Annotated in this window: 14 protein-coding genes, 1 tRNA gene and 1 riboswitch; of the genes, 11 read left to right on the top strand and 4 right to left on the bottom strand. The window is 42.4% G+C overall.

What is annotated here, in order from left to right:
• Window positions 1–356: 356 nt before the first annotated feature.
• Window positions 357–1,709, top strand: a complete 1,353-nt coding sequence (locus tag H3299_RS09865; protein ID WP_182417500.1) for a methylmalonyl-CoA mutase family protein — start codon at window positions 357–359, stop codon at window positions 1,707–1,709.
• A gap of 115 nt (window positions 1,710–1,824) precedes the next feature.
• On the opposite strand, the gene H3299_RS09860 is transcribed toward H3299_RS09865, so the two are convergent.
• Window positions 1,825–3,150: a peptidase gene (locus tag H3299_RS09860; RefSeq protein WP_182417499.1), complete on the bottom strand. Its 1,326-nt coding sequence runs from the start codon at window positions 3,148–3,150 to the stop codon at window positions 1,825–1,827.
• Between the two features lie 43 nt (window positions 3,151–3,193).
• A complete protein-coding gene (locus H3299_RS09855) occupies window positions 3,194–4,189 on the bottom strand; it encodes a LacI family DNA-binding transcriptional regulator (RefSeq protein WP_182417498.1) in 996 nt (331 codons plus the stop codon).
• 215 nt (window positions 4,190–4,404) lie between these two features.
• On the opposite strand from H3299_RS09855, the gene ptsP reads away from it, so the two are divergent.
• The 3 genes from ptsP (at window position 4,405) to H3299_RS09840 (ending at window position 9,791) form a co-directional block, all read left to right on the top strand.
• A complete protein-coding gene (ptsP, locus tag H3299_RS09850) occupies window positions 4,405–6,951 on the top strand; it encodes a phosphoenolpyruvate--protein phosphotransferase (protein ID WP_182417497.1) in 2,547 nt (848 codons plus the stop codon).
• A complete protein-coding gene (gene pfkB / locus H3299_RS09845; protein ID WP_182417496.1) occupies window positions 6,951–7,883 on the top strand; it encodes a 1-phosphofructokinase in 933 nt (310 codons plus the stop codon). Before ptsP ends, pfkB begins: the two co-directional genes overlap by 1 nt.
• Window positions 7,884–8,009: 126 nt before the next feature.
• The gene (locus H3299_RS09840) at window positions 8,010–9,791 is read left to right on the top strand and encodes a PTS fructose transporter subunit IIC (RefSeq protein ID WP_182417495.1); all 1,782 of its coding nucleotides are present in this window, start codon (window positions 8,010–8,012) and stop codon (window positions 9,789–9,791) included.
• Between the two features lie 92 nt (window positions 9,792–9,883).
• Here H3299_RS09840 and H3299_RS09835 read toward each other — a convergent pair whose 3' ends face one another.
• The gene (locus tag H3299_RS09835; RefSeq protein WP_182417494.1) at window positions 9,884–10,735 is read right to left on the bottom strand and encodes an LOG family protein; all 852 of its coding nucleotides are present in this window, start codon (window positions 10,733–10,735) and stop codon (window positions 9,884–9,886) included.
• Between the two features lie 143 nt (window positions 10,736–10,878).
• Between H3299_RS09835 and dapD the strand changes: the two genes are divergently transcribed.
• Together dapD and H3299_RS09825 are read left to right on the top strand one after the other, a co-directional pair.
• Entirely contained in the window at window positions 10,879–11,733 is an 855-nt protein-coding gene (dapD, locus tag H3299_RS09830; protein WP_182417493.1) for a 2,3,4,5-tetrahydropyridine-2,6-dicarboxylate N-succinyltransferase, read from the top strand.
• Window positions 11,734–12,020: 287 nt separating this feature from the next.
• Entirely contained in the window at window positions 12,021–12,650 is a 630-nt protein-coding gene (locus tag H3299_RS09825) for a DUF1266 domain-containing protein (RefSeq protein ID WP_182417492.1), read from the top strand.
• 148 nt (window positions 12,651–12,798) lie between these two features.
• On the opposite strand, the gene H3299_RS09820 is transcribed toward H3299_RS09825, so the two are convergent.
• Window positions 12,799–12,889 (bottom strand) — tRNA-Ser (locus H3299_RS09820).
• A gap of 503 nt (window positions 12,890–13,392) precedes the next feature.
• Between H3299_RS09820 and H3299_RS09815 the strand changes: the two genes are divergently transcribed.
• The 5 genes from H3299_RS09815 (at window position 13,393) to thiS (ending at window position 18,124) form a co-directional block, all read left to right on the top strand.
• A complete protein-coding gene (locus H3299_RS09815) occupies window positions 13,393–14,766 on the top strand; it encodes a porin (RefSeq protein WP_182417491.1) in 1,374 nt (457 codons plus the stop codon).
• A 319-nt stretch (window positions 14,767–15,085) separates the two neighbouring features.
• Window positions 15,086–16,204, top strand: a complete 1,119-nt coding sequence (locus tag H3299_RS09810) for an aminotransferase class I/II-fold pyridoxal phosphate-dependent enzyme (RefSeq protein ID WP_182417490.1) — start codon at window positions 15,086–15,088, stop codon at window positions 16,202–16,204.
• Window positions 16,201–16,578 (top strand): DUF423 domain-containing protein, encoded by a 378-nt coding sequence (locus H3299_RS09805; protein ID WP_246708058.1) that lies wholly within the window; start codon window positions 16,201–16,203, stop codon window positions 16,576–16,578. Before H3299_RS09810 ends, H3299_RS09805 begins: the two co-directional genes overlap by 4 nt.
• A gap of 46 nt (window positions 16,579–16,624) precedes the next feature.
• Window positions 16,625–16,746, top strand: a riboswitch (TPP riboswitch).
• A gap of 130 nt (window positions 16,747–16,876) precedes the next feature.
• The gene (gene thiO / locus H3299_RS09800) at window positions 16,877–17,839 is read left to right on the top strand and encodes a glycine oxidase ThiO (protein ID WP_182417488.1); all 963 of its coding nucleotides are present in this window, start codon (window positions 16,877–16,879) and stop codon (window positions 17,837–17,839) included.
• An 87-nt stretch (window positions 17,840–17,926) separates the two neighbouring features.
• On the top strand, window positions 17,927–18,124 hold the full coding sequence (gene thiS / locus H3299_RS09795) for a sulfur carrier protein ThiS (protein ID WP_182417487.1): 198 nt from the start codon (window positions 17,927–17,929) through the stop codon (window positions 18,122–18,124).
• Window position 18,125: the final 1 nt, after the last annotated feature.

The following is an 18,125-nucleotide window of genomic DNA, read 5'->3' as shown; positions in this document are numbered from 1 at the left end:
GTGAAAGCGTTATAAACTTGCTATCAATAATAAGCGCAATAGAATTAGAATAGATTTAATTTTAAATAAAGTGCTAGCTTTTCATGGTTTAAGAACAGTTGGCTTAAGCACATATTTTATTCAAATAAAATATGTGGTCCAAAGGTAGTAATTGTGCGCTGTTATGAAAGATTGGCCTTTGTAAAAATGCGTTAGTTTTTAGAAAGAAAAATCAATTTTTTTGCCGGATTGGGTTATATTGGTAAAAAAAATGCGATCTTGAGCTTTTAGGTGTTTTCGTCGGTGCGGAAAAATGCTTTATGTTTATAAGACGTGATGCTTTAATGTGTGTAAATATAATGGAGACGCTGCAAGTTATGGATAACAAATTATCTGTTGAAAGCGTAAAAACTCAACAAAACGCTGGTGGTATGTCTAATCAACGTCAATTTGGTTGGTCGGCAATGCAACGGGCTGATGATCCTGACGTTAATCGTGCAAATAAACAGTTGAAGCAAGATATTGCCAATGGCGCCAATGGTGTTGCTATTGTTTTTGCTGGAGCCCATAACGCTTATGGATTTGGATTGCCGCCGGAGCCTGATACAATTGAAAAATTGTTTGACGGCGTTGCTCTTGATGGTTTGCATCTGCGGTTAGAAAACCATTCTCATGGTCGTCCGATTACGGATACATTTATTACCTATTTGCAAAAAAGCCGTATTGACCTCAATCGCACACAAATCACTTTCGGCACTGACCCGACAGCAAGTCTTGCAACGACAGGTCGCCTTAAAATGTCTATTGCAGCATTAAAAGCGTCTTTACCCCAGTCTATGTCGGCTTTTTTCTCATCTGGGCTTCCAGGTGTCGTGCTTGAAGCGGATGGTCGTCCTTATCACAATGCAGGAGCAACTGAGGCGCAGGAAATTGGCGCAATGTTGTCGGTTGCGGTTAGTCACTTGAAGATGATTGAAGATGGTAGACATCACATCCTATATGCGCTGCCTCATATTGGTTTTGCAACATCACTTGATCAAGATCCCGTTCTTGGCAAGGCAAAATTGCGCGCATTGAGACTTTTATGGCATAGAATTCAAAAGGGTCTTGGTGTTGAAAATCCATTTCCTGCCATCATTCATGTCGAAACATCCATGCGGATGATGAGCGCCCATGACCCATTATTAAATATTTCCCGCTGCAATCTTGCAAGCTATGCGGCTATTTCATCGGGTGTTGTGTCACTCAATGTCTTACCTTTTTCAATGCCACTTGGGCTTGCGGATTCATTTGCACGCCGGCAAGCCTTGTTAAGCCAACTTATATTGGCCGAAGAAAATGCCGCAACATCCGTTTTTGATGCAAGTGAAAATAGTGAAAATAGCGCGCCTGCGGATATGCTTGTTGATGCTGCATGGGAAGAATATCAGCGCTTTGAACGTGCGGGCGGCATTTTAGAAACTTTGATTGATGGTAGTCTTGAATTGCGTTTTGAAGAAGCTCGTGATTTACGGACCACCGCATTCTTGAAAGGGGAACGCACTATTTTGGGCGTGACTAAAGCGCGGTTGCAAAATGAGTTGCCAGTTTGTGGTATTTATGATCAAAAGCCTAGCCAATTTGTTGCCGATGGCATTGTTCATTGCAAACCATTAACCTTTAAGCGCCTTGAAACATGCTATGAGGAAGCGGCAGCAATAGCACCCGCTGGTGCTGCGCTAGTCGTTTAGCCCATTGATTTTTTTATCGTTTGATGGGCGGTAGATGCCTATAAAGCGATGTTTTGAATAAATCTTTGCGATAAAAAGCGGTTTTAAATATTAAAACCGCTTTTACATTATAATATTATGTTTTCTGTTGACTTAGTAGCCAGTGGCGCACACTGGGGATTGCATAAGCTATTGGCCACGTCCAGACATGGCCACCGCCGCGACCATTTTCGCCAACAGGAATGACCGTTCCGGTACGAAAAGCAACATAATATATGTTGCTATCTGGCCCTTCATTGATCATGTTGTCTTGAGCTGCTTGAAACTCAGATGGACTTGACTGGCCATCCCAAATGGCGCGGGTTATTTTAGCACCATTTTGTTCTAGTGTGTCGGTGATCGCATTCATGCCAGGATATGCCTTATCATCATCTTGTGAGACGATAATCCAAATTTTATGCTTCGCTAATGGCGCAACCTGTGTGGGATCCCATTGACCGGCCACCAAAAATGAGGCCGCAAAGAAATCAGGATATTTAATATTCAACGCGATGGACGTCATGCAACCACCCGACTGGCCTGTTGTGTAAAGGCGTTTGCTATCAATGTTATAATCGCCTAATAGGCTTTTGATAAGACGAATGGTAACATCTGCGTAATCGCTAGTTTGCGAAGCGTCATTTGCAATGGCGGTTGGATATTGAGGGGCAAGGACAAAAGCGGGATTGACTTCTTGATCTAGCGGACTTGCAAAGGAAACCGCTCCCAATCCTTGTTGTAAGGTCCTAAGTGGATTGGTTCCAGTAACACCAGCATCATGCATAAATAAGACTAATGGATAAGACTTGGCTTTATCGTAATTTTTAGGAATATATAAATTATAATTGAGCAGTAAACCAGTTAAAGGATCGACATATCTAAATTGCAAAAAATCATCAACAATAAGGTTTACTTGTCTTGTATTGATAATAGCTTTATTCGTTGGTGCATAGATTTTTCCCGACACTGTTTGTAATGGTTTAACTTGTGAGACCATGACCGTTGCAGGCGTTTCAATTTTAGGCGAATATATTTCTGCCCCCTCGTCATTTGGATCAAGCTCAAGGATGATAAAGACACCATTGCTCGCATTTGGCGTTTTTTTAGCGTTATTGCTTGCATAGGCTTTCAATATGGTGCGACCAGCAACACTCCATTGAGTATTTGATATATTTTCATGCTGGATTGCTTGGTCATATTCAATGATTGCCGCAGTTGTGCGTTGGCTGCGCCCAAATACCTCCGTAACAGCAGTGACAGATTTAATATGGTTGCTATAAAATACGGATGCATTGATTGCTTGATTGCCGCTTGGTGTGGCGCTTGGTGTGGCGCTTGATTGAGCCTTTGAAATTTTGGGTAAGATAGTCATCGCACCAAGAATAGCCGGTGCAAGCGCAATAAAATTACGACGTGAAGGCATGATAAATCTCCATTTGGCGCTTATATGGGAATCTCATCAATCTTTAATAATTTTGAGTAGAGTTCCTAAAAATTGGCTGACCGGCTAATACTACCAATTCAGGATCTATTTCAGGTTTTTCCATGCGCTGAAATAATAGCCGTACCGCTTGTTGAGCAATAGCTTCTTTGGGTTGGTCGATGACGCTAAGTCCGCCAGCGATGAGAGCTGCCCATGGCTCATCATCAAATGTTGCAACGGATAATTGTTGTGGAATAGAAATTTTTGCTTGCAACAAGGCTGTGCAAACGCGCAAGGCTAAAACACCATTGCTGATAAACACGCCGTCAATATCAGTGATATTTTCAAAAATAGCTGCAATCTGGGAAAGGGATGAGCCATGGGCAATGGCTTGGCTACTGGCAGCCAACCCCATCTCTTGAATCGCTATTTCATAGCCGTTTTTGCGGGCAAGACCAGTAACGCTATTTTCGCTATAAAGACAAAGAATTTTTTTTCTGCCATTTTTAACCATATGTCGAATCATTTCATGGCTTGCATTTTCATTGTCGATTTTTACTTGGTCAAATTTAGCATGTGGGAGGGTTCGGTCAATCAAGACTAAGGGAATAGAGGTTGGCCAATTATCAAGATTGCTAAGGCCTTCAGGTGTTGAAGCAAGGATAACACCTGCAACCCGTTCTTCAATCATTTGCGATAAATGTTCTTTTTCACGCTCAGTATTTTCATCCGTATTACATAAAATAATACGAAAGCCCTCTTTTTCTACTGCCTTTTCAATAAAGCGAGCAATACTGGTAAAAAAAGGGTTGCGAATATCGGCAACAATCAATCCTATTGTTTTGTTTTGCCGCGAGCGTAATCGCCGTGCCGCCAAATTAGGCCGATAGCCAGTTTTCAAAATGGCAGTTTCAACCTTTTCGCGCATATCATCACTGACCTTGCCATTGGCAAGGGTGCGCGAAACGGTTGCCGTTGAAACGCCAGCAGCTTTAGCTACATCTTTGATGCTAATTGTTTTAGAGCAAGATTTTACCACTGATATTCCATCATATTTTATATTCAAATTTCTAGTTAAAGCAGAAAGAACTTTAGTAGGATCGTCTATATAAGGCTATTCTAAGGATTTTGGAATAATATGTTTATTAATTTGCAATTTATTCGTTTTTTATTACCTGAAATATAATCGACTTGACATTAGGTAAGAAAACGTTTTCACTCAATCCACCTTAAGTTTTAATTTAGGATTATGCAATGGCTTTAAACAGCACTTCCTCAAAAGAAAAACTCATCCAACTTGGTAGCGATGTCATTGACAAAAAATCGGCGATTGAAGCGGTCGGCAAATTATTGATTGATGCTGGCGCAGTGGATGAGGGGTATGTCAACTCTATGTTGGGACGTGAAAACGTTGCTAATACCTGGCTAGGTTCCGGCGTTGCAATTCCTCATGGCATGGTTGAGGATAAGGATCTGGTTAAAGAGGACGCGGTTGCTGTTTTACAAGTTCCCAAGGGGGTTGATTGGGGAAATGGTGAGGTGGCCTATCTTATTTTTGGCATCGCGGCTAAAGGGGAAGGCCACCTCAATACATTACGCCAATTGACAAGATTGTTGCGAAAGCCGATCGTTTTAGAAAAGCTTATTAAAACTAATGATAAGCATGATGTTGTTGAGGCAGTTTTTAACGGTAATGATGGCGCACAAGATGAAGCTGCTGCAAATCTTGCCCCAGTTAAAGATTATGCCATTTGTGAAGAATGGTCGGTTGATTATCCAAACGGTCTTCATGCGCGGCCAGCATCAGTTTGGATTGATGCGGCAAGAGCATCTAAAACAAAATTGCAGGCACGCAATGGCAATGTCATTTCAGATATTAAAAGCTTGGTGTCCCTACTTGAACTCAATGCCAAAGCTGGTGATATAGTTGTTTTTTCAGCAGCCGATGATGATGGAACAGATAATGCACGCCAAGATTTGCAAACCTTTATCAAGGCGGTAAAAGGTTTAACTGCCTCAGAAAAGCAAGCCGCAGAAAAAGCAGCACTTAAAAAAGCTGAACAGGCAATGACCAACTGGGTGCCGCCATCAGGAAAAACTCCGATAATTGGTGTTAGCGCTAGTCCGGGCTTGGCAATAGGTGCGGTTTATAAAGTAAGTAGCCAAAATGTTGAGGTTACGGATATTCCAGTAAGTATAGCGCAAGGCGGTCCAATCCTTCAACATGCAATTGAAACAACGCGCGCTCAAATGAAAGCGCTGGTTGATGATGTAACGAGGCGTTTGGGTGCCAGTGATGCTGCAATTTTTTCAGCACAAAGTGAATTGCTTGATGATGAAAGCCTAATTGCTGCAACGTGCCGTCATATGGTTGAAGGGCATGGCGTTGCTTGGTCTTGGTCAAAGGCTATCCATGAAACGGCCGAACGCCTGAAGTCCTCTAGCAATCCATTGCTTGCCGCGCGTTCAGCTGATTTGTTAGATGTTGGTCGCCGCGTGCTTGGGCAAATCGATCCAGCTCTTGCCACCGGCTCATTAAGTGATCTTCCAGAAGGTGGCGTGATTATCATTGCTGATGATTTGTCGCCGTCAGACACTGCAGGGCTTGTCCCCGGCCGTGTCATTGCAATAGCAACAGCTTTAGGTGGTCCAACGTCTCACACTGCAATTCTTGCACGTACGCTTGGCTTGCCTGCTGTTGTAGCAGCCGGTCCGTCGCTGCTTGATGCACGAGATGGGCAATTTGCAATTATTGATGGCAATGGCGGCGGCGTTTGGTTCGATCCTGATAGTGTTGATCAAAATGCCGCAAAAACTGAAATTGAAAAAATTGCAAAAGAGCAGGAAAAGCAAAAGGCCGAGCGGGGACTTCCAGCGACAACGCTTGATGATTATACAATTGATATTGCTGCTAATATTAATCAGCCTGAGCAAGTACCGCTTGCTCTTTCGCAAGGCGCCGAAGGCGTTGGACTTATGCGAACAGAATTTCTATTTTTAGAGCGCGGTGATACTCCTGATGAGGATGAGCAATATGCAACCTATCGGGCTATGCTTAATGCTTTAGGCGATAAGCCACTTATTGTCCGTGCGCTAGATATTGGCGGCGATAAACAGGTGGCGCATCTTGATTTACCCCATGAAGAAAATCCGTTTTTAGGTGTGCGCGGCGCACGCTTATTATTGCGGCGGCCAGATCTTCTTTATCCGCAACTGCGCGCTTTATATCGTGCAGCTAAGGATGGTGGCAATTTATCCATAATGTTTCCAATGATTATGTCGCTTGATGAAGTTTTGGCTTTAAAAGAACGGGCGGAAGAAATTCGTCAATCTATTGGTGCGCCAAGTGTGCCTCTTGGTATTATGATTGAAGTTCCAGCTGCAGCTATTATGGCAGATGTTCTTGCCGAGCATGTAGATTTCTTTTCCATTGGGACAAATGATCTTACCCAATATACATTGGCGGTGGATCGGCAAAATCCTGATCTTGCAGCCTCGGCAGATAGTTTGCATCCATCGGTTTTACGCATGATTGATCTTACGGTTAAGGGCGCAAAAAAATATGATCGTTGGGTGGGAGTATGTGGCGGTATTGCAGGCGATGCTTATGGGGCAACCTTGCTAGCAGGACTTGGCGTTACCGAACTTTCGATGACACCGCGCGATATTCCTGCGGTTAAAGCACGTTTTCGAACAGAAAGCCTAACGCAAATGCGCCAACGCGCCCAAAATGCTCTTCAACTTAAAACCGCAAAAGAAGTGCGCGCATTAGATAAAAAAACTGTGCAGGATAATAAATAATGACCAGTTCCATAATGACCCTTACCTTAAATCCAGCAATTGATGAAACCGTTTATCTCGATGATCTAACAATTGGCAATGTTCATCGCGCAACTTCAGTGCGCTTTGATGCAGGTGGCAAAGGCATTAATGTTGCTGCATGTCTTGGTGCTTATAGCATTCCAGTTGCTGCTACAGGATTTTTAGGCGATGAAAATCTCACGATTTTTGAAAAATTTTTCGCAGCACGTCATGTTGATGACCGGTTTATTAGGCTTAAAGGTGCAACACGCACCAATGTCAAAATTTTAACGCCAAATGAAACAACCGATATTAATTTGCCTGGACTTGCTCCCGGTAAGCTCGAGTTAAATCAGCTTAATACAAAACTTCATGAAGAAAATACTGGTTATCTTGTGTTAGCCGGTAGTTTGCCGCCGAGCTGTCCGCAAGATATTTATGCAGACCTTGTCGCGGCACAGCATGCTCGTCATCATTTTAGTATTGTTGATTGTTCAGGCGCGGCTCTCAATGCTGTTTTGTCTGCTCCATATTTACCAATGGTTGTAAAGCCCAATATTGCTGAGTTGAGTGAATGGGCTGGATATAAATTAAGTAGCATGGATGAAATTTTGGCTGAAGGATTTAAATTACAGCAAAGTGGTGTTAGTTTGGTTGTAATATCTATGGGCAGCGAAGGTGCCTTATTTATTTCACGCCATGGAGCAATTCACGCATCAATCAAAATAGAAAATATAGCAAGTACCGTAGGTGCAGGTGACGCTATGGTGGCGGGTATTGTTGCAAGTTTAGTCGAGCATGCTGATTTAGAAGCAACTGCGCGCCTTGCTACAGCTTTCGCCGCAGGAAAATTAATGCTTACAGGCGCTGATTTACCCGAACGCTCGGTGATTTCGCAGTTTTCGCGCGAGGTTACTTGTCGAATTTTGTAAAAGGTGTGGGATTAAATATGGAGAAGCAAGAATATTGGTACTGTATTGCAATATTTTTCGCATCTAATCTGACCACGCTCCGTCATAAAGAATATTAACTGCCGTTAAAATGGCGGGAGGAATAAGATGAAACTCTTTATAGTAATTGAAGAACAGGGCAATCAGGTCCTTGATGTCTTGGCGCGGGAAGCTTTATCCGCTGCCGCACTTGCAGCAAAATTGGAGGTCGAGATATCGATCAGTCCTAATGGACAGGCATTGCGTATTCCCGTTGCACGTGACAAAGATGACATTTTGCTGGTTGTAAGCGATACCGTTGGATCGCTTGATAATAGTGACTATGCCGCCCGTTTTAATGGCGGGGATGTTTATAATATTGAACTTGATGATGTCCTAAATGATGCATCGGCAATATTAGCGCGGTTTTCTAATGGCAAAGGCGCTCCCAAAACTGAAAAGTCAAATAACAAAGAAACTGATAGTGCAGGCAAAGACAATCTTGGTGGAATAAAAAATATTGTAGCCATCACCTCGTGTCCAACTGGTATTGCCCATACTTTTATGGCAGCCGATGCTTTGCTTGATAGTGGTAAAGAGCTTGGTATTAATATCCGAGTTGAAACACAAGGCTCTGTTGGTGCTGGTACTCCCTTGACGGCAGATGAAATTAAAGATGCTGATCTTGTTATTATTGCAGCTGATAGAGAAGTTGATCGTTCGCGCTTTGCTGGCAAACGTGTCTATGCAAGTGGTACAAAAGTAGCCATTAATAAGGGAACAGATTATATTAAGGAAGCTGCTAACAATGCTAAGCTTCAATCCAATCAGGCTGCAAAAGAAGAAACTGCGCAACAAAATGCTAAAGGTGCAGGTGTTTATAAGCATTTGATGACAGGTGTTTCTTTCATGTTGCCTTTTGTGGTTGTTGGCGGCTTGTTCGTCGCTTTTGCTATGTATCTTGGTGGTATCGATATTAGCAAGCTTGACACTACTTTTGCGGCTGGGCCTTTCGCATATAAGTTATATTATATCGGCAAAAATTTTGGTCTTCAATTAATGGTTCCTATTTTGTCAGGGTACATTGCTTTTTCTATCGCTGATAGGCCGGGACTTGTACCAGGTTTGATTGGTGGTTTTCTGGCTGTCCAAATTGAGGCTGGGTTTATCGGTGGCATTATTTCAGGTTTTCTGGCAGGATATATAGCTCTTTTAATCATCAGATATTTAAAGCTGCCGCGCAGTCTTAGTGGCTTATTACCCGTTTTGATTATTCCGTTGTTTGCAACCGCCGCGGTAAGTGTTGTGATGTTATATGTAGCAGGGCCACCAGCGACATATATTAATTTGGGGCTTCAGGGTTGGCTTAGTAGTTTGCAAGGTCCAAATGCAATCTTGTTGGGATTATTGCTTGGTGGAATGATGGCATTTGACTTAGGTGGACCGGTCAATAAGGCAGCATATGCATTTGCCGTTACACAGGTAGGTGTAAATGGTGGAATTGTTGCGGCCACGATGATAGCTGGCATGACACCCCCTATTGCTCTTGCATGTGCAACCAAGATCTTCCCTAGCCGATTTACAATTGACGAGTGTAACTCAAGGGTTGCAACTTTTGTTTTGGGGTTAGTTTTTATTAGTGAGGGGGCTATTCCATTCGCTGCACGTGATCCATTTAGGGTTATTCCGTCATTAATTGCAGGATCAGCCGTTGCAGGTGCGATGGCCTTAGGTCTTGGTGTCGGCGCAGCTGCACCACATGGTGGAATTTTTCTTTTATTCTTAGGTGGGATAACTAATCCATTTGGTTATTTTGCAGCGCTTATCGCAGGCGTTGGCGTTTCAATTCTTTGCCTTAGCATATTAAAAAAGCCAGTAGAAGCTAATACTTCTTTAAAAGCTGCAAGCTAATGTGCATGTCTAAGCGATAAATAAAGGCTTTGCTCGTTTTTCTAGCAAAGCCTTTTTAATATTGTGATTTGAATGTAAATTCTTATCATTGTTTAAACAGGGCTTTTTAAATCATAAAAATTGCGGATTTTATCCCAGCCTTCTTGCGCGGTGTCCACATAGGTTAAGAGATCCAAATCATCCGGTGAAATCGTACCTTGTTCGGCTAAAAATTCAACATTGATGGATTTTTGCCAAAACTCTTTGCCAAATAAGATCACAGGCACGCGTTCCATTCGCCCAGTTTGAATAAGAGTTAGGGTTTCGAATAATTCGTCGAGAGTTCCAAAGCCGCCTGGAAAAATTGTCAAAGCCTTGGCACGAATCAAAAAATGCATTTTGCGAATGGCAAAATAATGGAAATTAAAACAAAGATCGGGCGTTACATAAGGATTTGGTGCTTGCTCATGAGGTAAAACAATATTTAGGCCAATACTTGGTGCACCTACATCATCTGCACCGCGATTGCCCGCTTCCATCACACCCGGTCCGCCACCGGTCACAATGACAAATTCGCGGTGGTAAGTCGTGGCCGAATATTGCGAGCAAAGGCGGGCAAAATGTCGGGCTTCGTCATAATAGCGGGAGGCAAGTTCAAGATTTTTTCGCTGAATGTCGTTTTTAGCCGCCCATGCATCTTGGCCGGGTGCTGGAATACGCGCACCTCCAAAAAGCACAACCGTTGAGCGAATGCCGCGCTCACTTAAAGTGATTTCCGGCTTCATCATTTCAAGGCCTAAGCGCACGGATCGCATTTCGCGGCGCATTAAAAAGTCTTCATCCGTATAGGCAAGGCGATAAGCGGGTGATTGTGTTTGCGGTGTGATCGGAACTTTATGGATAACTGCGGCATCATCATTCGAATGGGGAAACGGGGTCCAACCCTCTTTTTCTTCAGGAAGCATTGCTTGTCCTTTCATTCTTATTTTTAGGTTCAAGTAACATTTTATCGTATCAATACGTATTGCCCGTAGTTGCTGCCTATACGTTTTGCAAATAATATGCTTAATGGGTTTAAAGTTTTTTAACATCAGTAATGGAGATTTTTATGACGCAAGCAAATTATCATGCGTTGGAAGCACTTATTGAGCAAGCCTTTGATACACGCGATTCTATTTCAACCGATACAAAAGGTGAAGTGCGTGATAGCGTCGAGCATGTGCTTAGCCTTTTGGACAAGGGTGAGTTACGGGTGGCAGAACGCCGTGATAATGGCGAATGGCATGTTAATCAATGGGCTAAAAAGGCTGTTTTACTTTCTTTCCGGTTAAACCCTATGGCACTTATTAAAGGTGGCCCTGATGGTTCATCATGGTGGGATAAGGTGCCATCAAAATTTCATGGTTGGGGCGAAGAACAGTTTAAACAAGCAGCCTTCCGCGCTGTTCCTAATGCGATCGTGCGTCATTCTGCTTATATTGCACCTAATGTTATTTTAATGCCATCCTTTGTCAATCTTGGCGCTCATGTTGGTGAAGGTACCATGGTTGATACTTGGGCAACCGTTGGTTCATGCGCGCAAATTGGTAAAAATGTCCACCTTTCTGGCGGTGTTGGTATTGGCGGTGTATTGGAGCCATTGCAGGCAGGTCCAACAATTATTGAAGATAATTGCTTTATTGGCGCGCGCTCTGAAGTGGTTGAAGGCTGTATCATCCGCGAAGGTGCGGTTCTTGGTATGGGCGTTTATATCGGCAAATCCACTAAAATTGTTGATCGCGCGACAGGTGAAATCTTCTATGGTGAAGTGCCACCTTATTCGGTTGTTGTTTCGGGTAGCTTACCAGGTAAAGATCTTGGCGATGGTAAACCAGTGCCAAGCCTTTATTGTGCGGTCATTGTAAAGCGTGTTGATGAAAAAACCCGTTCTAAAACATCAATCAACGATCTTTTACGTGATTAATCCTTAATTTTATAATTTCATTTGCCTTTTGCATTCGTAAAAAGGCGAGCGATGGTCGTGGTGATATACTCCGTGAGTTTTAGGTTTAAAATGAACGGAGTATATTATCTGGTATTTAACATTTTTTTTAGTTCCGTCTTTGAAGGCTCGAGAACGTTATCGTCTTTTTTTTAAAAATATTCTTTTCACATGCTAGGCGAGATAAACCTCCTTTAACAAAGGACTAAATAACAACCATGGCGGTTAATGCGCCTTATAGTGAAGGTCGTGTTGAGGAGTGCCAGTATGTGGCCGCAATAGAATCAGAAAGAAGACTAAAAAGCGCCCTGAAATCAGCTTGGGGCATAGTTGATGGCGAAAGCTTTGAGGATATTTCTGGTTGGTTGTTACATGAAGGTCATCGATATTATTTTGATATGGTAACTGAGCGCGCCATTGCGATGAATAAAAATCCTACCATAGAAAGAATGAACGAGGATGTGGAATATTTTTCAAAGCTCGAAAATAGTGAAGGGCTTGTGGAATATTATGAAAAGCTAATTACACTTTTGGAAAGTGATATTTTAAGACGGTTGCAGTTGCCGCCGGTTAAATCCATTATGGCATGGAATATGGCTCGCCTTATCGGTATTACCCTCAATGCTTTAGCATTAGAATATGTGGATGAGGATAAAGCTTGGGAAATTTGTAGTACAGCATTATCTATGACACGCTATCAGTATAGCAATTGGAAAGAGTTTGCCGATGCTTTTTTATTTGGTCGGGCTTTTTGGTATGATTTTGATGATGAAACTATGCCCGAAATCTATGGGGAATTGAAGAATATATCAACAACTGCGATAATATGCTTCATGAGCCCAATTCTGTTTGGTCTCGCTATCCCTTGCATTATAAATAATACGCAAGGCCAAATCTGAGATTGGCATTTTAATAATGAGATTAAGCAGGATTTATCTTGAAAAATATCAACATGACAACAAATAAATTGCCCAAAACGATTTTTGGCTAGAAAATTCATGTTTAAAAAATAAAGGGGAATGTTTTTTATTTAAATTGGAAAGTATCTGGCGGAGAGAATGGGATTCGAACCCATGAGAGCCTTTTGAGCCCTACTCCCTTAGCAGGGGAGCGCCTTCGACCACTCGGCCATCTCTCCGTGAGATGTGGTTGCAATAAACATTATTTTATATGAGTGCAAGCACTATTTAACAAAAATCACATTTTTTTTAATTTAAGTATATTTGACGCTAGTTTTGTCTAGAATCATTTTAAATTTAATTGACCTATAATCATGGCGTATTGGCTGCAGGCTTTCAAAAAGTCTTTATCAAATTCGAGTCGCTTACTGGGCAATTAGTTCTTATGAAGGGTGGTATCCCCAATAAGTTCGGCTAAATATTAATCCTTTCCTAACAAAATAACAGCAAATTTCCGCTTTCATGACAATTTCGTGACTTTTTTGCAACAAGCTGACCTTTACTGTTTTAACAACCGTTCCAAATAGCAATTATTGGTTGTAACAAAAAATCTAGGCTGTATGTTCAAGCTAAGAAGAAGGAGCGCTTCGGGGCGACTTTTTCGGTTAAGGGGATCGGGAGCCTACTCTCACAATTTTTAAATTGCCCCGACCTATGTGAAACTTTGACTGGAGGTCATACTATGAACATTAAGAGCCTTCTTCTCGGCTCCGCTGCAGCACTTGTTGCAGTATCTGGTGCAAAAGCAGCTGACGCAGTTGTAGCCGTTGTTGCAGATCCAGAGCCAGTAGAATATGTACGCGTTTGCGACACTTATGGCGCAGGCTACTATTACATTCCTGGTACAGAAACTTGCATGCGTATTTCAGGTTATGTTCGCGCTGACATCAAGGGCGGCGATGACGTATATGCTCGTACTCGCGGTAATACATCAAATGTTATCGGCGCTGATGCAGTAGGTAACCCAATCCGTGGTAGCCGTAATCTTCACGGCGTCAATCGTGATACATATGCTTGGCGTACACGTGCAACTCTTCGTTTCCATACAGCTTCAGAAACTGAGCTTGGCACACTTCGCACATTTGTTGAGCTTCGCTCGCAATGGCAAGGTGGCGAAGAATATGGTGATGCAAAAGATCAAACACAACTTCGTTTTGCTTATATCGAACTTGGTGGTCTACGCGTAGGTATGGATGAATCAATTTTCAATCATTGGACAGGTTACTTCGGTAAAGTTATCAATGATGATGTATTGAACCCACTTACATATAGCCGTACAAACGTAATCAGCTATACTTTCAATGCAGGTAATGGCTTCTCAGCTATTTTGGGTGTTGAACAAGGTAACTCAGATGGCGATCGTTACGGTCAACATTTGTTCCGTACCTATACCGATGGTATTGCAGACTACAGAATTGGTTATACTGAGCATGGTTTTGGTCAGCAAATCGATGATTACGCTCCACATGTTATTGGTGGTTTGAAGTTCGCTCAAGGTTGGGGTTCGCTTTCAGCTGTTGCTGCATATGATGCACGCAACGAAGAGTGGGCTGGTAAAATCCGTGCTGACATTAATGTAACCGATCAGTTCTCATTGTGGGTAATGGGCGGCTATAAGTCAATGGATGATTATTATGCCGATGACAATACTTATGGTCTCGTTGGTACTGGTTACCGCACTTCTTTGAACAATGCTGGTATTGCTCAGCTTGATCATCTTGGTGTTTATCGTCAAGTTAACTCAATCTATGGTGATTGGGGTGGCGATTGGGCTGTTTGGGGCGGTGGTTCATACAAGTTCACCCCTGCAACTAGCTTCAACTTCCAGGTTGCTTATGAAGCAGCTCGTACATTCTACGCAACTGCCAATATTTCTCACCAGATCGTTCCAGGTTTAACAATTACTCCTGAACTTACATACATCAAGTGGGATAATAACTACGGTTATGCAACAATGTATGACATTAATAACAATGTAACTTCTCTCGGCGTTCGTGACAGCATGAAAGGCCAGAGTGCATTCCAAGGTATGGTTCGCCTTCAGCGTTCATTCTAATCCTAATTTAGGATTGGTTTAGAATTAACCCGGTAGCTTCGCTGCCGGGTTTTTTCATGTCTATTGGTATTGGCTTGGTTTAATTGTTAGTTATTGCACTGGTCTAATTGCACATACAATTTTGCTCGGTTGGTTAAGTTGGGTGCCTAGAACACTTACAGTTTTGAGGGTTTTTGTTGTTTTGTCGATATGCTTCAAATAAACTTTCATTTATAAATATCTTTTGTTCTTGATCAACGAGACGTGAAGTCAATAATATTTTGAAAAATTGGTTTTCATGATATTGATCCAATATTCTTTTAAACGGGTTTTTACCAATATGTCTTATCCCAAAATATTGCCGCAGATTGATAATATTCCCCTTGCTGTGCCTTTTGTTGGGCCTGAAACACTAGAACGCCAGAGTGGTCATAATTTTTTGGCACGCATTGGCGCAAATGAAAATGGATTCGGGCCGGCTCCATCTGTTTTAAATGCCATTGCCAATGGGATTGCTGATATTTGGCATTATAGTGATCCTACTAATTATGAAATTCGGCAAAAATTAGCTAATTTCTATGATGTTGAACTTGAAAATATTGCAATTGATGCGGGTGCGGATACCCTGTTGGGACTTATTGTTCGTCAATTTGTCGGTAAAGGTGATAAAGTAATTAACTGTCTTGGTGGTTACCCAACTTTTAATTACCATGTGACTGCTTATGGCGGTTTAGTTATTAGTGTACCATACCGCGACTATCGTTCTGACTTGCATGCGCTACTAGAGGCTGCCAAAGCAAATGACGCAAAAATAATCTATCTTGCTAATCCCGATAATCCTCTTGGCTCATGGCATGAGAGTTGTGAGTTAGAGCAGTTTATGGCAGCAATACCTGAAAACATTCTTTTAGTGCTTGATGAAGCATATGGGGAAACTGCGCCTCACGGTACGTTACCTCCTATGCTTCCATTGCGGCCTAATGTTTTGCGCGTCCGCACTTTTTCAAAAGCCTATGGCCTCGCGGGAATGCGTTGCGGCTATGTCATCGGTGATAAACATTTATTGAGTGGTTTTGACAAAATCCGTGATCATTTTTCATTATCTATTTTAACCCAAAAAGCCGCTGTTGCTGCGTTAGAAGATCAAGTCTATTTGCATGGCGCTATTAGTAATATCATTGCTTCACGTCGTCGTTTGCATGCTGTTGCTTTGGAATTTGGCTTTATTCCTTTGGCTTCAGCGACTAATTTCGTTACAATGGATTGCCAGAGGGGAAATGTGTTTGCGCATAATCTTTTGATTGAGTTGCAAAATCGTGGCGTGTTTATTCGCAAGCCGGCAGTTCCTGGGCTTGATCATTTGATTAGAGTAAGTACGGCTCCCGATCATATTATCGATATTTTCGAAGAGGCTTTAAGGCCGGCAATAAAAGCTTGTGAAAAAGGTGAATGCCTATGATGGTACGTATCTCAAACCGGATATTTTGTTTTGCCGGTGGTGTTTTTGGGGCAGCTGGTATGGCTTCTTACGCGGCGGCCTCCCATGTTTCGCAAAGCAATTATGGGACTATCGCGCCTATTTTGCTTGGTCACGGTATTTTATTAGTGGCTTTGGCTTTAGCTGATAAAAGATCAATGTTTACGCGTCTTAGTGGCGCACTTATTGTGCTTGGTGTCACGCTTTTTGTGGGGGATTTATTATTTCGTCAAACATGGGGTATTCGTTTGTTTTCCTATGCAGCGCCTATTGGCGGTATGACGATGATTTTTGGTTGGTTGTTTTTTTGCCTTATGGCATTCTTGCCTGGTCCAGCAAAAGAAAGCTCAACATAAAACTTGTTTTATGTTGGGTTAATTGATATATCTTTTAAATATTGAATAATTTCACCTGGGGAGCTCTGTCAAGGAGCTGAGATATTGCTGGTTTATTTAAAGCGGCGCAATGACCCATAGAACCTGATCCAGATTATGCTGGCGGAGGGATGGTAGAATGAGCAGTAGCTCCTTTAAACTTTGTGTTTCCAATTCTATTTTTCTATCTTTCGTTTTGTCATCAAAACACTGGCTCTGTGTTTTGTGCGGTGGGTGTTTATATCAGCATAAAGCGGTTTAGAAATAGAAAGGAACCAGTATGAAAGTGCTTATTAAAGGTGCTGGTGTTGGCGGATTGGTTGCAGCTTATCAACTCTTCTTAAAAGGCGCTGATATCACAGTTTCTGCGCCTCTTGATAGTTTCTCCCATTCGGCAAGTTGGTATGCCGGTGGCATGTTGGCACCTTATTGCGAGCGCGAAAGTGCGGAGCAAATAGTTGAGGATTTAGGGCGGCAAGCAATGGGTTGGTGGGCTGAAAACCTTCCTGATTTAGTGCAACATAATGGTACACTTGTCTTGGCACCACAACGCGACCAAGGCGAGCTTAATCGTTTTGCACAGCGCACCACCCGTCATGTTTTGGTTGATGAAGCTATGATCGCTGAACTTGAACCAGATCTTGCAGGACGGTTTAAAAAAGCTTTATTTTTTGCTGAAGAAGCAGACATAGACCCACGTAAAGCGTTGCAAGGTTTGCAAGATAAACTAATTCAAGGAGGGGCTTCCTTTATTGCTCCTTTGCAAAATGAAGAAGAAACTGAGGATTATGATGTCATTATTGATGCAACTGGCATTGCGCGCTTAGGTGTCGATAAGGATTTACGCGGTGTTCGTGGTGAGATGCTTTTAGTGCGCTGCCCAGATGTCCATATAACAAGACCCGTTAGACTATTACATCCGCGCATTCCGCTGTATATTGTACCACGTAGTGACCATACTTTCATGATTGGTGCAACAATGATTGAAAGCGATTATGATGGTCCAATCAGCGCTCGCTCAATGATGGAGCTTTTGAATGCTGCCTATACATTGCATCCTGCCTTTGCTGAAGCGGAAATAATTGAAACCGGAGTTGGCGTGCGGCCAGCCTATGCCGATAATTTTCCACGAATGACACAAGAGGGTAATCGCCATTTTTATATAAATGGCTTTTATCGTCACGGATTTTTATTATCACCCGAAATGGCGCGCCGCGTTACCGATAAGCTTTGCCCTGATTGATTATTTTATATTTAAAGTCCTCTATAGGGCTTGGTAGACATTTATCATAAATATTTTAAGGCGTCGCTGATTTAATTGGAGTAGTTCATGCAGGTTTTTATCAATGGCAATAGAGTTGAAACAAAAGTGCAATATCTAGCAGAGCTTTTGAATGAACAAGGTTTCGAGGGCGAGTGGTTAGCGACTGCCCAAAATAGTGAGCTTGTAAGCGCAAATGAACGTGCTTTATGTCTCATTAACGAAAACGACCGTATTGAAGTCTTAAGTCCTATGCAAGGAGGTTGAT

The sequence above is a fragment of the Bartonella sp. HY038 genome (assembly GCF_014117425.1).
Taxonomy (GTDB): Bacteria; Pseudomonadota; Alphaproteobacteria; order Rhizobiales; family Rhizobiaceae; genus HY038.
The sequence above is the reverse complement of the archived record's forward strand: the minus strand, read 5'-3'. Positions and strand labels throughout refer to the sequence as shown.

Bases quoted from the DNA above. Each gene is read 5' to 3' on its own strand.
- H3299_RS09865 (WP_182417500.1), top strand. From the start codon at position 357: ATGGATAACAAATTATCTGTTGAAAGCGTAAAAACTCAACAAAACGCT.
- H3299_RS09860 (WP_182417499.1), bottom strand. From the start codon at position 3,150: ATGCCTTCACGTCGTAATTTTATTGCGCTTGCACCGGCTATTCTTGGT.
- ptsP (WP_182417497.1), top strand. From the start codon at position 4,405: ATGGCTTTAAACAGCACTTCCTCAAAAGAAAAACTCATCCAACTTGGT.
- pfkB (WP_182417496.1), top strand. From the start codon at position 6,951: ATGACCAGTTCCATAATGACCCTTACCTTAAATCCAGCAATTGATGAA.
- H3299_RS09840 (WP_182417495.1), top strand. From the start codon at position 8,010: ATGAAACTCTTTATAGTAATTGAAGAACAGGGCAATCAGGTCCTTGAT.
- H3299_RS09835 (WP_182417494.1), bottom strand. From the start codon at position 10,735: ATGCTTCCTGAAGAAAAAGAGGGTTGGACCCCGTTTCCCCATTCGAAT.
- dapD (WP_182417493.1), top strand. From the start codon at position 10,879: ATGACGCAAGCAAATTATCATGCGTTGGAAGCACTTATTGAGCAAGCC.
- H3299_RS09815 (WP_182417491.1), top strand. From the start codon at position 13,393: ATGAACATTAAGAGCCTTCTTCTCGGCTCCGCTGCAGCACTTGTTGCA.
- H3299_RS09810 (WP_182417490.1), top strand. From the start codon at position 15,086: ATGTCTTATCCCAAAATATTGCCGCAGATTGATAATATTCCCCTTGCT.
- H3299_RS09805 (WP_246708058.1), top strand. From the start codon at position 16,201: ATGATGGTACGTATCTCAAACCGGATATTTTGTTTTGCCGGTGGTGTT.
- thiO (WP_182417488.1), top strand. From the start codon at position 16,877: ATGAAAGTGCTTATTAAAGGTGCTGGTGTTGGCGGATTGGTTGCAGCT.
- thiS (WP_182417487.1), top strand. From the start codon at position 17,927: ATGCAGGTTTTTATCAATGGCAATAGAGTTGAAACAAAAGTGCAATAT.